Here is a 14,550-nt window from a genome sequence, read left to right as displayed (position 1 = left end):
CTTCGCTCGCCGACTTTTCGTACAGAGCCAAAGGCTTCACCGGGAGTCCCGGCGCAGCGCTGATTCGGCGCTGCGCCTGCTTACTGATAAGGAGAGCCCGCCACGCGGGCGTCAGATCCCATGCTCTATCGTCGTTTTGAACAACTGATCGATATTTTCCGCGACGCTCCCACTGCCGCTCCCCCCAACCGCGTACTGCCCTTCTACCTCTATTACGTCAAGCAGGTCTGGCCGAGCTTCGTCGCCCTGCTGGTGGTCGGCCTGTTCGTGGCGCTGATCGAGGTGTCGCTGTTCAGTTACCTGAGCACCATCATCGACCTGGCCCAGGGCACGCCCAACGTCGAGATCTTCAAGACCCACGGCCTCGAACTGGCCTGGATGGCGGTGGTCGCGCTGATCTTCCGCCCGCTGTTCGTCGGCCTGCACGACCTGCTGGTGCACCAGGCCATCAGCCCGGGCATGACCAGCCTGATCCGCTGGCAGAACCACAGCTATGTGCTCAAGCAGAGCCTGAACTTCTTCCAGAACGATTTCGCCGGGCGCATCGCCCAGCGCATCATGCAGACCGGCAACTCGCTGCGCGATTCCTCGGTGCAGGCGGTCGACGCGCTGTGGCACGTGCTGATCTACGCGGTCAGCGCCCTGGTGCTGTTCGCCGAAGCCGACTGGCACCTGATGATCCCGCTGCTGATCTGGATCGCCGGCTACATCGGCGCGCTGCGCTACTTCGTGCCCCGGGTGAAGAAACGCGCGGTGATCTCCTCGGACGCCAACTCCAAGCTGGTCGGGCGGATCGTCGACGGCTACACCAACATCACCACCCTCAAGCTGTTCGCCCACACCCACTTCGAGCAGAACTACGCCCGCGAAGCCATCGGCGAACAGACCGAAAAAAGCCAGCTGGCCGGGCGCGTCATCACCAGCATGGACGTGGTGATCACCGCCATGAACGGCCTGCTGATCGTCTCCACCACGGGCCTGGCCCTGTGGCTATGGACCCAGTCGCTGATCACCGTGGGCGCCATCGCCCTGGCCACCGGCCTGGTGATCCGCATCGTCAACATGTCCGGCTGGATCATGTGGGTGGTCAACGGCATCTTCGAGAACATCGGCATGGTCCAGGACGGCCTGCAGACCATCGCCCAGCCCATCAGCGTCAGCGACCGCGAACACGCACCGCGCCTGGCGGTGGCCAACGGCGAAGTGCGTTTCGAGCATGTGGATTTCCACTACGGGAAAAAGGCCGGGGTCATCAGCGACCTCAACCTGACCATCAGGCCGGGGGAAAAGATCGGCCTGATCGGTCCGTCCGGCGCCGGCAAGTCGACCCTGGTCAACCTGTTGCTGCGGCTCTACGACCTGGAGAGCGGACGCATCCTGATCGACAACCAGAACATCGCCGAGGTGACCCAGGAAAGCCTGCGCGAGCGGATCGGCATGATCACCCAGGACACCTCGTTGCTGCACCGCTCGATCCGCGACAACCTGCTGTACGGCAAGCCCGACGCGACCGACGAGGAACTCTGGGAAGCGGTGCGCAAGGCCCGCGCCGACGAGTTCATCCCGCTGCTGTCCGACGCCCAGGGCCGCACCGGCTTCGATGCCCACGTGGGCGAGCGCGGGGTGAAACTCTCGGGCGGCCAGCGCCAGCGCATCGCCATTGCCCGGGTGCTGCTCAAGGACGCGCCGATCCTGATCATGGACGAAGCCACCTCGGCGCTGGACTCGGAGGTCGAAGCGGCGATCCAGGAAAGCCTGGAAACGCTGATGCAGGGCAAGACCGTGATCGCCATTGCCCACCGGCTCTCGACCATCGCCCGTATGGACCGCCTGGTGGTCCTGGAAAAAGGCCGCATCGCCGAAACCGGCAGCCATGCCGAACTGCTGGCCCAGGGCGGCCTGTACGCACGCCTGTGGCAGCACCAGACCGGAGGTTTTGTCGGTATCGACTGATGCCCTCGCTTCCCCCAAAAAACGCCAGCCCCCTTCGGGGTCCTGGCGTTTTTTTATGCCCCTCATCTGTAGCCACTTCTTCCGGCGCCGGCAAGATCGCAGCGAGCGTGCCGCTCGTGCGCAGCCTTCGGCAGCGGCTACACAGAGCGTGCATGACTGGAGTATCGAGGCGTTCGCAATCCCTGTAGCCGCTGCCGAGCCTGCGAGGCTGCGCAAGACCCGTAGGGTCTCAGGCGTCGGCAAGATCGCCGCGAGCGTACCGCTCGTGCGCAGCCTGCGGCAGCGGCTACACAGAGCGTGCATGACTGGAGTATCGAGGCGTTCGCAATCCCTGTAGCCGCTGCCGAGCCTGCGAGGCTGCGCAAGACCCGCAGGGTCTCCGGCGTCGGCAAGATCGCCGCGAGCGTGCCGCTCGTGCGCAGCCTGCGGCAGCGGCTACAGAATGCGTCTGGAGCCTTTACCCCGGGCCCTGGCGGTTTGGGGCGCGCTGGAATTGTGCAAAAAGCCTGCTGTACTGAGCCTAGGTTCTGGAGCAGGGCCTGTAGCCGGGCTGTCGGGCTGCATAACGGCTGTTATCGGATCGATAGGTCGACCTATCAAGGAATAACTTCATGTCGCTGTTCAAACGTTCAGTCACTGAGTTGTTAGGTACGTTCTGGCTGGTATTGGGGGGTTGTGGCAGCGCGGTGCTGGCAGCCGCGTTTCCGCAGGTCGGGATCGGCCTGCTGGGCGTGTCCCTGGCGTTCGGCCTGACCGTCCTGACGATGGCCTTCGCCATCGGCCATATCTCCGGCTGTCATCTCAACCCCGCGGTGTCCGTCGGCCTGGTGGTCGGTGGGCGTTTTCCGCTCAAGGAACTGCCCGCCTATGTCGTCGCGCAAGTGATAGGCGCGGTGATCGCCGCGGCGCTGCTGTACTTCATCGCCAGCGGCAAGCCCGGTTTCGAGCTGGCCAGCGGGCTGGCCTCCAACGGCTATGGTGAGCATTCGCCTGGGGGCTACTCCCTGGCGGCGGGGTTTGCCAGCGAACTGGTGATGACCGGGATGTTCGTGGTGATCATCCTCGGCGCCACCGATAAACGCGCCCCGGTCGGCTTTGCGCCGATCGCCATCGGCCTGGCGTTGACGCTGATCCACCTGATCTCGATCCCGGTGACCAACACTTCGGTCAACCCGGCACGCAGCACCGGGCCGGCCCTGATCGTCGGCGGCTGGGCGATCCAGCAACTGTGGCTGTTCTGGCTGGCGCCGATTCTCGGCGCGGTGGTCGGCGGCGTGATCTATCGCTGGCTGGGCAAGGAAGACAGCTGAACGCACACCTCGAGGGTCACGCCTGCCGGTACGGCAGCGCGGCCCTCGCCTCTTCGGCGTAAGCCAGCACGCCCTGTCGCTCCTGTTCGAGAAAGTCCTTCACCGCGGCCGCCAGGCCCGGGTGTCGCAGGTAGTGCCAGGAACGGGTGATCACCGGCTCGAAACCGCGAATCAACTTGTGCTCGCCCTGGGCGCCGGCGTCGAAACGCTGCAAACCCTGGGCGATGGCGTAGTCCAGGCCCTGGTAGAAACAGGTCTCGAAATGCAGGCGGTCGAACTCCGCCAGGCAGCCCCAGTAACGACCGTAGAAACTGTCGCCGCCGACCAGGCTGAAGGCCATGGCCACCGGCCGGGCATTCTGTGTCGCCAGGACCACGCGGATCGCCTCCGGCATGCGCTCGGCCAGCAGGCTGAAAAACGCCCGGGTCAGGTAGGGCGACTGGCGCCGCACCGCATAGGTATTGGCGTAACAGGCGTAGACGAAATCCCACTGCGCCTCGCTGAGTTGCCGGCCTTCGAGCCACTCGAATTCGATGCCCTGCCCCGCCACCTGCTCGCGCTCCTTGCGCATCTGTTTGCGCTTGCGCGAACTCAAGGCGTCGAGAAAATCCGCGAAATCCCGGTAGCCCCGGTTCTGCCAATGGAACTGGCAACCCAGGCGTTGTTGCCAGCCGGGCTGCCCGGCCAGGGCGGTATCGGCGAAGGCATCGGTGAAGTTGATATGGGCGCTGGAAAGCCCCTCGCTCTCCAGGTAACCAGGCAGGTTCTGCAGCAGCTCGAAGCCGTCTTCCTGGCTCGCCGCCAGCAGCCGCGCGCCGCTGACCGGGCTGAACGGCACGGCGCTCAGCAGCTTGGGGTAATAGTCGATGCCGGCCCGCTCGCAGGCCTCGGCCCAGCCATGGTCGAACACGTACTCGCCGTAGGAATGCCATTTGCGGTAGCTGGGCAGCGCCGCGATCAGCCGGCCGTCCCGCATGTGCAGCAGATGCTCGGCCTGCCAGCCCGAGCGCGGGCCGAGGCTGCCGCTGTCTTCCAGCGCACTGAGAAAGGCGTGGCGCAGAAACGGCTGGCCGTCGTTGAGCAGGCCGTCCCATTGCTGCGGATCGACGGCGGCCAGGCTGGTCAAGGATTGCAACGGCATTGGGTTCCCCAGGTGTGATGCCACGAACGCGCCGAGTATCGCCGATCACTGCCCCAGGTGCAGCAACAGGAAGTCGATGAACGCCCGCGACTTGTGCGGCAGGTGCGAACTGTTGGGAAACACCACGTTCACCGATTGCGAAGGCAGGCTGTAGTCGGGCAGCAGGCGCACCAGCCGGCCGCTGGCCAGATCGTCCTCGACCACCCAGGCCGGCAATACCGATACGCCGAGGGACGACAGGGTCATGGCGCGAATGGCGGTCGAGGAGTTGGACTCGAAATGGTTCGGCCCACAGACCTCCGCCTGACCCAGACGCGGGTGGCTCAGGGTCCATTGGGTCGGCCCCTGCAGGTTGCTGTTGGCGATCCACGGCACACTGTTCAAATCCTCGGGTTCGTCGACCGGATGCCGCGCCAGGAAGTCCGCGCTGGCCACCAGGACGATGTCGTAGTCGGCCAGCTTGCGGCTCTTGAAAGCCGAGTCGGCGAGGTTGCCCAGACGGATCACCAGATCAAGTTTCTCCGCCACCAGATCGTTCAACGAAGAGTTGAAGTTATAACAGAGACGGATCTCCGGATAGCGCGCCGTAAACTTGGAAATGATCGGCAATATATACCGCTCGCCATACTCACTAGTTGAACTGAAGCGCAACTTGCCAGAGATTCTATTATGCCCATGCAGGACATTATCGAAGGCATTGTCGATATCTGCGACAATCCCCTTGAACTCGTCATAGAAGTCCTGGCCTATTTCCGTCAGGGATATATTGCGAGTGTTGCGGATCAACAAGGTGGCCGACAAGACTTCCTCGAGCGCCTTGACATGCAGGCTGGCCATGGCTTTGCTGATACACAGGTAGTTGGCGGCCTTGGTGTAGGAGCCGAAATCGACCACCGCCAGGAATGTCTGGACGCGATTCAAATGCGTGTGCATGTTGTCGCTCGCTGTGCTGTAAGTTGCCGCGTTGCGTTGAAAGCCATTGTTAAATCCCATCAAACAATGTTTCAAGTATAGGCGTATCGACACCCTCGGTCTATCGCTCCTATGATCCCGCCGCAAAAGGGAGATCATATGACTTATCGCTACAAAGTGGCTCTTATATTCCTTATCGGGTTCTTTATCGACTGTATAAACATATTCATGTCGGCAGTGGCTTTACCGAGCATTGCCCGTGATATGCAGGTGTCGACTTCCGCCGTGGCCTGGGTGGCCAATGCCTATATTCTCGGCCTGACCCTGATCATTCCGGTGAGCACCTGGCTGGCCGGACGTTTCGGCAGCCGCGAAACCCTCACCGCCTCCATGCTGGTGTTCAGCGTCGCGGTATGGATGTGCGGGATGGCCGGCAGCTTCCACGAACTGGTGTTCTGGCGCTTCGTCCAGGGCATCGGCGGCGGTTTGCTGATTCCGGTGGGCCAGGCCCTGACCTTCAACCTGTTCCAGGGCCCGCAGCGGGCCAAGATCTCCACCCTGGTGATGGCCGTCGCGCTGATCGCCCCGGCCATTTCGCCGACCATCGGCGGAGTGATCGTCGACAGCAGTTCCTGGCGCTGGGTGTTTTACAGCAACATTCCGTTCTCGCTGATCGCCGCCGGCCTGTCCTGGCTGTGGATCGAGGAAGCCCGCCCGGCCAGCCTGCCGCGGCCGGACATCAAGGGCCTGCTGCTGGTCAGTTCGGCCCTGGGCTGCCTGCTGATGGGCATGTCGCTGTACGGCGGCGACTACCCGCCGCTGGCCGCCGTGAGCTGCCTGTTCACCGGCCTGTTCTGCATGGGCCTGTATGCCCTGCACTACCGCCAATGCGACAACGCCATCGTCGAGCTGAGCCTGCTCAAGAGCAAGAAACTCAGCACCTCGATCTTCATCTATTACGCGATCCCCGGGGTGTTCACCGGGGTCAACCTGCTGAGCATCTTCTTCCTGCAGAACAGCCTGCACTTCAGCGCCCGGCTGACCGGCATGTTCATGATCCTCTACGCCTGCGGCGCCTTCGTCGCCATGCTGGTCTGCGGCCGGGTCTACAACCGGTTCGGCGCCCGGCGCCTGTTCACCCTCGGCATGCTCCTGCACAGCGCCGGCATCGCCACCCTCTACCTGGTGGACAGCGCCGCCGACTTGCCGGTCATCGTCATCGCCTACTGCCTGATGGGCATCGGCGGCGGCATCGGCGCCAATACCGCGCAAACCACCTCGCTGATGGACTTCCAGGGCGCCGATACCCACAAGGGCAGCGTGATCTGGAACATCAACCGGCAGATGTCCTTCAGCATCGGCGCCGCGCTGTTCCTGATGATCTACAACCTGCTGCTCGCCAGACTGGCCTCTACCCCGGCCTATCACCTGACCTTCGTCATCGCGGCGGTGATGGGCCTGCTCCCCCTGTTGCTGATGAGCAACCTGACCCCGCAAAAGGAATGTCATGCACACCACAATCGTTGAACAGGCCCACCACAGCATCCATGCCGTCCACGACCTGATCCATGCGGTCTTCACCGACCCGGACGGCACCGGCGCCGCTGCCGTCGAGCAACTGCTGCCGGCCTTCGCCGAGCGCTTCAGCATGGTCACCACCGCGGGGGCCATCGTCGGCCTCGAGCAGGTCGAACAGATGTTCCGCGGCGCCGTCGGCGCCCGCCCCGGCCTGGAAATCCGCGTCAGCGACCTGCACACCGTGTGGCACGAAGGCCACAGCGTGGCGATCCGCTACAAGGAAACCCATCGCCTGAACCAGCAGGAAACCTCGCGCCTCTCGGTGGTGGTGATCCGTATCCACGAACATTCGGCCCAGTGGCTGTACCTGCACGAAACACCGTTAAGCTGACAGCGAGCCACCGATGAATTACCAGATCACCCAGTGCCTGATGCTCGCGCCGAGCATCAAGGAAATCACCCTGGCGCCTGTCACTCCCGGCCCCTGCGAAACACCCGCCGGGGCCCATTTCAAATGGTGGATTCCCGGCCTCGAACAATGGCGCCACTACTCCCGGGTCGAACTGGCCGGGCATGACCTGCCGCCGGGCAGCCTGGTATTCGCCATCCGCCTGAACGCCGAGTCCGCCAGCAGCGGCTACATCCGCCAGCTGAACGTCGGCGACCCGGTGCGGCTCGACGGCCCGTTCAATGCCTTCGACTTCTGCCTGGACGACAGCGACGGCGCCGATATCGCCCTCGCCGGCGGTATCGGCATCACTCCCCTGACCGGCATCCTCGGCCACTTGCGCGCCCTGGGGCGCCCCGCGCGGCTGCATTATTTCGCCAGGAGCGCGAGCGATGCGGCTTACGCCGAGCCCCTGCGCGAGCTGCTGCAAGACAGCCTGAGCCTGCACTGCTCCGACGCGCCCGCCGGGCGTCCGTCGGTGGCCGCGGTGCTGGGCGGCCTGCAAGCCCACGACCGGCTGTACGTGTGCGGCCCGCAGGCGATGCTCAACGAGGTGTTCAACCATGCGCAAAGCCTGGGCTTTCCCCGCGAGCGCATCCACTTCGAAATCTTCAACGCCGTGCTGGCCGAAGACGCGCCGGGCTTTGCCGTGCAGGCCGTCGATTCCGGCGTCGAGTTCCAGGTACGTCCCGACCAATCGCTGCTCGATGCCCTCGAAGAAGCCGGCCTCGATCCGCTCTACGACTGCCGCCGCGGCGAGTGCGGGGTGTGCGAGCTGGAAGTGCTGGAAGGCGAAGTCGAACACCGCGATTTCATCATGAGCGCGCAGCAGGCCGCCTGCAGCAACAAGATCTACCCCTGCGTATCCCGGGCCAAAAGCCCAAGCCTGAAACTGGTCATCTAAAGAGAGAACCTCGTTGGACAACTACTTCAACGGCAAGGAAGTGCACCGTGCGCTGTTCCTTGAGCCGTCGCTTTTCGAGCGAGAACAACAACAGGTCTTCGCCGCCAGCTGGTGCTACCTGGGCCATGAAAGCCTGATTCCCGAAACCGGCGACTTCTTCACCGGCGAGATCGCCGGCCAGCCGCTGGCCATGGTCCGGCAGAAAAACGGCGAGATCGTCGTGCTGCACAACCGCTGCCCGCACAAGGGCGTGAAAGTCCTGGCCGAACCCCAGGGCAACGTCGGCCGTTTCATCCGTTGCCCGTACCACGCCTGGACCTTCAAGACCGACGGCCAGTTGCTCGGCATCCCGGTGAAAAAGGAATACGACGACTGCGACCTGAGCAGCTGCGCCGCGCACAAGGGCATGCAGCCGGTGGCCGCGGTGGAAAACTACCGGGGCTTCGTGTTCGTGCGCCTCAAGGAGCACGGCATTGGCTTTCGCGAGTTCTTCGGCGAGTCGCTGTCGACCCTGGACAACATGGTCATGCGCTCGCCCCAGGGCCAATTGCGCGCTGTCGGCCAGCCGTTGCTGCACCGCCATCGCTGCAACTGGAAAATGGTCGTCGACAACCAGACCGACACCTGCCACCCGATGGTCGCCCACGAATCCTCGGCCGGCGAAGCCATCCGCCTGTGGCAGGAAACCGGGCACGACGGCGCGCCGCCGATGGCCGTCGAACTGTTCTCGCCGTTCATGGCCTCCTACGAGTTTTTCAGCGCCATGGGCATCCGCACCTGGGCCAACGGCCACGGCCATACCGGCGTCAGCAACTCGATCCACAAGGCCTATTCCAGCATCAAAGGCTACTGGGAGCTGATGGTCGAAAGCTACGGCGAAACCCAGGCCGCGGCGATCCTCGACGACACCCGCCACAACACCGTGTATTTCCCCAACCTGATGGTCAAGGGACCGATCCAGACCCTGCGAGTGATCCGCCCGATCTCGGCCAGCGAAACCGTGGTCGAGTCGTGGATCTTCGAGCTGGTGGGCGCGCCGGAGCAACTGCTGGAAAGAACCGTGCAATACAACAACCTGATCAACTCGCCGTGCTCGATGGTCGCCCACGACGACGTGGAGATGTACGAGCGGGCCATGGACGGGTTGCGCAGCCGGGCCAACGACTGGGTGAACGTCGCGCGCCTGTTCGACCCGAGCGAAACCTTTGCGCAGACCGAGGTCGTGTCCGGCACCAGCGAACGGGCGATGCGCAACTTCTACAACACCTGGCAGCAACTGATGCAAGCCCACGACGGATCGACCGCCCATGGATAACTCGCCCCTCGAACAGCTGATCTACCAAGAGATCGCGCTCCTCGACCGACAGGACTTCGATGCCTGGCAACAGCTGCTGTGCGACGATTTCCACTACTGGATTCCGCTGCGCCACGACCAGCCCTGCCCGTTGCGCGAGTCCTCGCTGCTGTACGAGGACCGCTTCCTCACCACCCTGCGCATCAACCGCCTGGCCAGCGCGCGCAATTTCTCGCAGCAGCCCAAGAGCCGTAGCCTGCACATTGCCCAGCGGCCGGCGATCGACCTCGCCCCGGACGGCCTGAGCGCCCGTTGCCTGACCCCCATGCTGTACTGCGAAGCTCGCGGCGACAGCGAATGGCACTACCCGGTGACGGTGGAACACCAACTGCTGTGCCACGCCGGCCAGTGGCAGATCCAGCGCAAGAAAGTCCTCCTGCTCAACCCGTCCCGCGCATTCGAAAGCCTGCAGCTCATTATCTGATTTCCGAGATTGTCTACCTGTGAACTCCTTGCATTCCAGTTCCGAAGCCACCCAAGGCACCCGTTCGTTCCCCAACATCGACCTGCTGTACGACTACGGACAATTCCTGCGCCGCGCCACCCAGGCCATCGGCCACCTGCCGCCGGCGATCGCCGACAAGCACATCGGCATCGTCGGCGCCGGCCTCAGCGGCCTGATCGCGGCCTATGAACTGCTGCGCGCCGGGGCCACCCGCATCACCTTGTTCGAGGCCTCGAAAGACCATCTGGGCGGGCGCTTCCTGACCCAATGCTTCGACGAAAGCCAGCCGCAATTCATCGCCGAAATGGGCGCCATGCGCTTCCCGCCGAGCGAAGTCGGGCTGTTCCATTACCTGGACCGATTCGGCATCGGCACCACCGAAGCCTTCCCCGACCCCGGCGTGGTCGACACCGAAATCCACTACCGCGGCGAAACCCACCACTGGCCGGCCGGGGAAAACCCGCCGCCGATCTTCAACACCGTGCACCGCGGCTGGAACGCCTTTCTCAAGGAAGGTGTGCGCCTGGACGACGGCACCTTCCTCGCCCCGCCGCTGTTGCTCACCGAACTGCTGGAGAAGCAGCAATACGCCGAAGTACAGCCGGAGTGGCAACGCTACCTGGACTGCTTTGGCGACCACTCCTTCTACTCGGCCATGGTGCAGATCTTCACCTCGAAAAACCCGCCGGGCGGCAAGCCCTGGCGCAAGCCGGAAGACTTCCACCTGTTCGGTTCGCTGGGCATCGGCTCGGGCGGGTTCCAGTCGGTGTACCGGGCTTCGTTCACCGAGATCCTGCGGCTGGTGATCAATGCCTTCGAGGTCAACCAGCGCCTGGTGCCCAACGGCATTTCCACCTTGTCGGAGCGCATCGCCGACCTGGAATTCCATGGCATTGCCCTGCGCGACCGGATCTGCCGCACCCGCATCGAATCCATCAGCAAAGATGCCGACGGGCAGATCCTGCTGCTGGGCTGCAACGGCGAAACCTATGGCTGCGACCGGGTCATCACCACCGCCACCACCCGCGCCCTGCAAGTGAACATGCGCCTGACCCAGGCCGAGCAGTTCGTCAGCCGCGACGTGGCCCGGGCCATCAACGAAACCCACATGGTCGGTTCGTCCAAGCTGTTTATCCTGACCCGCGACAAATTCTGGCTCAAACACGGCCTGGCGCAGAACATCCAGACCGACACCCTGGTCAAGGGCGTCTACTGCCTGGACTACGCCCCGCACGACCCGGACTCCTGGGGCGTGGTGCTGATCAGCTACACCTGGGAAGACGACTCGCACAAGATGGTGTCGATGACCGACAAGGTCCAGCGCTGCAAGCGCCTGGTGGACGAGCTGGCCATGAGCGCGCCGGCGTTCGCCCACCACCTGGTGCCATTGGACGGCGACTACCAGCGCTATGTGCTGGAGTACGACTGGCTCACCGACAAGCAGGCCCTGGGCGCCTTCAAGCTGAATTTCCCGGGCGACGACCTGTACTCCCAGCGCCTGTTCTACCAGTTCAAGACCGCCCTCGACCCGCAGCAGGACAGCGGCCTGTACCTGGCCGGCTGCGGCAGCTCGTTTACCGGAGGCTGGGCCGAAGGCGCGGTGCAGACCGCCCTGAACAGCGCCTGCGCGGTGATCGCCAGCCTCGGCGGCGAACTGCTGGAAGGCAACCCGCTGGTCGACCTGCAATCGCACTTCAACTATTGCTGATCGCGCCTTAACCGACTTTCGTTGAGACTTTTTCATGTACAACCAGCTTTCGATCGAAGCGCTCGTTGACGGGTTTCGCCGGGGCAGCCTCTGCCTGGATTCCTGGCACCGCGCGCTGCTCGAGCACTACGCCGACGCCGCGCACCTGAACAGCTTCATCAGCTTCGCCGCGCCAGCGTTCAGCGGCGACACCGGCACGCCGCAGCAGCGCCAGGCGCCGCTCTACGGCATCCCGGTTTCGTTCAAGGACAACATCAATGTCCACGGCCTGCCGACCACCGCCGGCACCCCCGGCCTGGCCGACTACTACCCGGCGGCGGACGCCGGCATCGTCCAGCGCTTCAAGGCGCTGGGCGCGCGGATCGCCGGCAAGAACAACATGCACGAGCTGTCGTTCGGCGTGACCTCGGCCAACCTGAGCCACGGCGCGGTGGTCAACCCGCGCCACCTGCAACACAGCGCTGGCGGCAGCAGCGGCGGTTGTGCCGCGGCGGTGGCCGCCGGCCTGGTGCCCTGCGCGGTGGGCACCGACACCGGCGGTTCGGTACGGATTCCCGCGGCGTTCTGCGGCGTGGTCGGGTTTCGCCCCAGCACCGGCGTCTACCCCGGCGACGGCATCGTCCCGGTGTCCCAGACCAAGGACTCGCCCGGCCTGCTGACCCGCAGCCTGGACGATGCGCTGTTCGTCCATCGGCAACTGACCGGCGCCTCTCAAGCGCCGATACCGGAACGCAACCCCCTGCGCATCGGCATCCCCCGGCAGTTCTTCTGGGCCGAACTGGACACCCAGGTCCACCGCGACTGCCGCGCCGCCATCGATGCCCTGGCCGACCAGGGCATGGACATTGTCCCGGTGGACGATGCGGTGATCGGCGAGGTCAACGAAAGCATCCAGTTCCCGCTGCCGATCTTCGAGTTCTTCATCGACTTCCCGCGCTTCCTGCTCAAGGCCGGCCAGGGCGAGCGTTTCCTCGACATCCTGGGCTCGATTCGCGATCCGCAGATCAAGAAGACCCTCATGACCCAGCTGGAAAGCCCGGCGATTTCCTACGAGGACTACTTGCAGGCGCTGATGAGCAAGCTGCGCCTGGACCGCGAATACGCCGGGCTGTTCCGCCAGCACCGGCTCGACCTGATCGCCTACCCGACCGTCAGTTGCACTGCGCCGCTGCTACGCGACTGCGACGCCCAGGAGCATTTCGAGCGGTTCGTGCGCAACACCGACCCGGCCAGCAACCTGGCGGCGCCCAGCGTCAGTGTGCCGGTGGCCGCCCCCGGCAGCCTGCCGGTCGGCCTGTCGTTCGATGCCCTGCCCGGGCAGGACCACGCGCTGCTGCTCATGGCCCAACGCTTGGGTCGCCTGCTGGCGCCGCGCTGAACCGGCGCCGGGTGCGCGGGGCCGGTCCGCCGGTTTCCGCCGCCCGCGCCGCGCCCTCGCTACCTCCAATAACAATTTTCATTGCAGGCCCTGCCATGCGCGGTACGTCCATCGTTTCATCCCCTTCGACCTCCCACGACCCGCTCGCCGAACGCCGGCCCTCGGTCGTCGGCGGCGCCATGATCATCGGCGGCACCATTGTCGGGGCGGGCATGTTCTCGCTGCCGGTGATGATGTCGGGCCTGTGGTTCCAGGGCTCCCTCGCGGTCCTGCTGCTGACCTGGTTCTGCACCCTGCATTCGGGGCTGATGATTCTCGAAGCCAACCTCAACTACCGGCCGGGGGCGAGCTTCTCGACCATCACCCGCGACCTGCTCGGCCGGCGCTGGAGCCTGTTCAACGGCGCCAGCCTGGTGTTCGTCCTGTACATCCTGACCTATGCCTATATCTCCGCCAGCGGCTCGGTGATCCGCCACACCGCCCACGGCCTGGGCCTGGAGATTTCCTCGCGCAGCGCCGGCCTGGCGTTCGCCCTGGCGGTGGCCCTGGTGGTCTGGCTCAGCACCGCGGCGGTCAGCCGGATCACCAGCCTGCTGTTCGGCGCCAAGATCCTCGCGTTCTTCCTGACCTTCGGCGGCCTGCTCGGCCATGTGCAGCCGCAGATCCTGCTCGACCGCGGCAATCCGCACCCCGACTACCTGCCCTACCTGCTGATGACCCTGCCGTTCTGCCTGACCTCCTTCGGCTTCCACGGCAACGTGCCGAGCCTGATGAAGCACTACGGCAAGGACCCGCGGCGCATCCGCAACTGCCTGCTGATCGGCACCCTGATCGCCCTGCTCCTGTACGCCGTGTGGATGCTCTGCACCATGGGCACCCTGCCCCGCGAGCAGTTCAAGGACATCGCTCGCCAGGGCGGCACCATCGACGTGCTGATCAGCGCCCTGGGCAGCATGCTCGACAGTACCCGGGTCGACTTGCTGCTGACCCTGTTCTCGAATTTCGCCGTGGCCTGCTCGTTCCTCGGCGTCACCCTCGGGCTGTTCGACTACCTGGCCGATTCCCTGGGTTTCGACGACAGCCCACGTGGCCGCATGAGCAGCGTGCTGGTCACCTTCGCCCCGCCGATCGGCTGCGCGCTGGCCTGGCCGGAAGGCTTCATCCTCGCCATCGGCTTCGCGGGCCTGGCGGCGACCGTGTGGGCGGTGATCACCCCGGCGCTGCTCGCCCATGCCTCGCGCAAACGCTTCGCCAGCCCGCTGTACCGGGTCTGGGGCGGCACGCCGATGATCGTCCTGGTGCTGCTGTTCGGCCTGGCCAATGCCGTGGCCCATCTGTTGTTCAGCTTCGATCTGCTGCCGGTCTGGCGCTAGGCTTGGGCCCCAAGCTGCGGGCAAAAAGCTGCAGGCAAAAAAAGCCCCGCTGGAGCGGGGCTGAAACGAAAGGAGCTTTAACGGATGAGAAAGAGCTCTTTACAGC

General features: G+C 64.5%; 12 protein-coding genes. 10 read left to right on the top strand and 2 right to left on the bottom strand.

Annotation, left to right across the window (positions count from 1 at the left end; genetic code table 11):
• Nucleotides 1-120: 120 nt before the first annotated feature.
• Together BTN82_RS07100 and aqpZ are read left to right on the top strand one after the other, a co-directional pair.
• Nucleotides 121-1,953: an ABC transporter ATP-binding protein gene (locus BTN82_RS07100; protein ID WP_075118457.1), complete on the top strand. Its 1,833-nt coding sequence runs from the start codon at nt 121-123 to the stop codon at nt 1,951-1,953.
• Between the two features lie 611 nt (nt 1,954-2,564).
• Entirely contained in the window at nt 2,565-3,263 is a 699-nt protein-coding gene (gene aqpZ / locus BTN82_RS07095; RefSeq protein WP_075118456.1) for an aquaporin Z, read from the top strand.
• Between the two features lie 16 nt (nt 3,264-3,279).
• On the opposite strand, the gene BTN82_RS07090 is transcribed toward aqpZ, so the two are convergent.
• Together BTN82_RS07090 and BTN82_RS07085 are read right to left on the bottom strand one after the other, a co-directional pair.
• Complete coding sequence (locus tag BTN82_RS07090; protein WP_075118455.1) at nt 3,280-4,404, bottom strand: GNAT family N-acetyltransferase; 1,125 nt, start codon at nt 4,402-4,404, stop codon at nt 3,280-3,282.
• Between the two features lie 45 nt (nt 4,405-4,449).
• Nucleotides 4,450-5,337 carry a LysR family transcriptional regulator gene (locus BTN82_RS07085; protein ID WP_075118454.1) on the bottom strand — a complete coding sequence of 296 codons (888 nt, stop codon included), beginning with the start codon at nt 5,335-5,337 and terminating at the stop codon, nt 4,450-4,452.
• Nucleotides 5,338-5,475: 138 nt separating this feature from the next.
• Here BTN82_RS07085 and BTN82_RS07080 point away from each other — a divergent pair, with 138 nt between their 5' ends.
• The 8 genes from BTN82_RS07080 to mtr all read left to right on the top strand — a co-directional run bounded on the left by BTN82_RS07080 (nt 5,476) and on the right by mtr (nt 14,444).
• Nucleotides 5,476-6,843 carry an MFS transporter gene (locus tag BTN82_RS07080; protein WP_075118453.1) on the top strand — a complete coding sequence of 456 codons (1,368 nt, stop codon included), beginning with the start codon at nt 5,476-5,478 and terminating at the stop codon, nt 6,841-6,843.
• Entirely contained in the window at nt 6,824-7,225 is a 402-nt protein-coding gene (locus BTN82_RS07075) for a DUF4440 domain-containing protein (protein ID WP_075118452.1), read from the top strand. The genes BTN82_RS07080 and BTN82_RS07075 overlap by 20 nt, the downstream gene beginning before the upstream one ends.
• A gap of 13 nt (nt 7,226-7,238) precedes the next feature.
• Entirely contained in the window at nt 7,239-8,186 is a 948-nt protein-coding gene (locus BTN82_RS07070) for a PDR/VanB family oxidoreductase (RefSeq protein WP_075118451.1), read from the top strand.
• Between the two features lie 13 nt (nt 8,187-8,199).
• Nucleotides 8,200-9,501, top strand: a complete 1,302-nt coding sequence (locus tag BTN82_RS07065) for an aromatic ring-hydroxylating dioxygenase subunit alpha (protein ID WP_075118450.1) — start codon at nt 8,200-8,202, stop codon at nt 9,499-9,501.
• Entirely contained in the window at nt 9,494-9,964 is a 471-nt protein-coding gene (locus BTN82_RS07060) for an aromatic-ring-hydroxylating dioxygenase subunit beta (RefSeq protein ID WP_075118449.1), read from the top strand. The genes BTN82_RS07065 and BTN82_RS07060 overlap by 8 nt, the downstream gene beginning before the upstream one ends.
• Before the next feature lie 19 nt (nt 9,965-9,983).
• Entirely contained in the window at nt 9,984-11,693 is a 1,710-nt protein-coding gene (locus BTN82_RS07055; protein ID WP_075118448.1) for an NAD(P)/FAD-dependent oxidoreductase, read from the top strand.
• A gap of 34 nt (nt 11,694-11,727) precedes the next feature.
• On the top strand, nt 11,728-13,071 hold the full coding sequence (locus BTN82_RS07050; protein WP_075118447.1) for an amidase family protein: 1,344 nt from the start codon (nt 11,728-11,730) through the stop codon (nt 13,069-13,071).
• Between the two features lie 95 nt (nt 13,072-13,166).
• Nucleotides 13,167-14,444 carry a tryptophan permease gene (mtr, locus tag BTN82_RS07045; RefSeq protein WP_075118446.1) on the top strand — a complete coding sequence of 426 codons (1,278 nt, stop codon included), beginning with the start codon at nt 13,167-13,169 and terminating at the stop codon, nt 14,442-14,444.
• Nucleotides 14,445-14,550: the final 106 nt, after the last annotated feature.

This window comes from Pseudomonas chlororaphis (assembly GCF_001921865.1).
Taxonomy (GTDB): domain Bacteria; phylum Pseudomonadota; class Gammaproteobacteria; order Pseudomonadales; family Pseudomonadaceae; genus Aquipseudomonas; species Aquipseudomonas chlororaphis_D.
The sequence above is the reverse complement of the archived record's forward strand: the minus strand, read 5'-3'. Positions and strand labels throughout refer to the sequence as shown.

Excerpts from the sequence above, each read along its gene's own strand:
- BTN82_RS07090 (WP_075118455.1), bottom strand. The coding sequence starts at position 4,404 with ATGCCGTTGCAATCCTTGACCAGCCTGGCCGCCGTCGATCCGCAGCAA.
- BTN82_RS07080 (WP_075118453.1), top strand. The coding sequence starts at position 5,476 with ATGACTTATCGCTACAAAGTGGCTCTTATATTCCTTATCGGGTTCTTT.
- aqpZ (WP_075118456.1), top strand. The coding sequence starts at position 2,565 with ATGTCGCTGTTCAAACGTTCAGTCACTGAGTTGTTAGGTACGTTCTGG.
- BTN82_RS07085 (WP_075118454.1), bottom strand. The coding sequence starts at position 5,337 with ATGCACACGCATTTGAATCGCGTCCAGACATTCCTGGCGGTGGTCGAT.
- BTN82_RS07075 (WP_075118452.1), top strand. The coding sequence starts at position 6,824 with ATGCACACCACAATCGTTGAACAGGCCCACCACAGCATCCATGCCGTC.
- mtr (WP_075118446.1), top strand. The coding sequence starts at position 13,167 with ATGCGCGGTACGTCCATCGTTTCATCCCCTTCGACCTCCCACGACCCG.
- BTN82_RS07060 (WP_075118449.1), top strand. The coding sequence starts at position 9,494 with ATGGATAACTCGCCCCTCGAACAGCTGATCTACCAAGAGATCGCGCTC.
- BTN82_RS07100 (WP_075118457.1), top strand. The coding sequence starts at position 121 with ATGCTCTATCGTCGTTTTGAACAACTGATCGATATTTTCCGCGACGCT.
- BTN82_RS07050 (WP_075118447.1), top strand. The coding sequence starts at position 11,728 with ATGTACAACCAGCTTTCGATCGAAGCGCTCGTTGACGGGTTTCGCCGG.
- BTN82_RS07070 (WP_075118451.1), top strand. The coding sequence starts at position 7,239 with ATGAATTACCAGATCACCCAGTGCCTGATGCTCGCGCCGAGCATCAAG.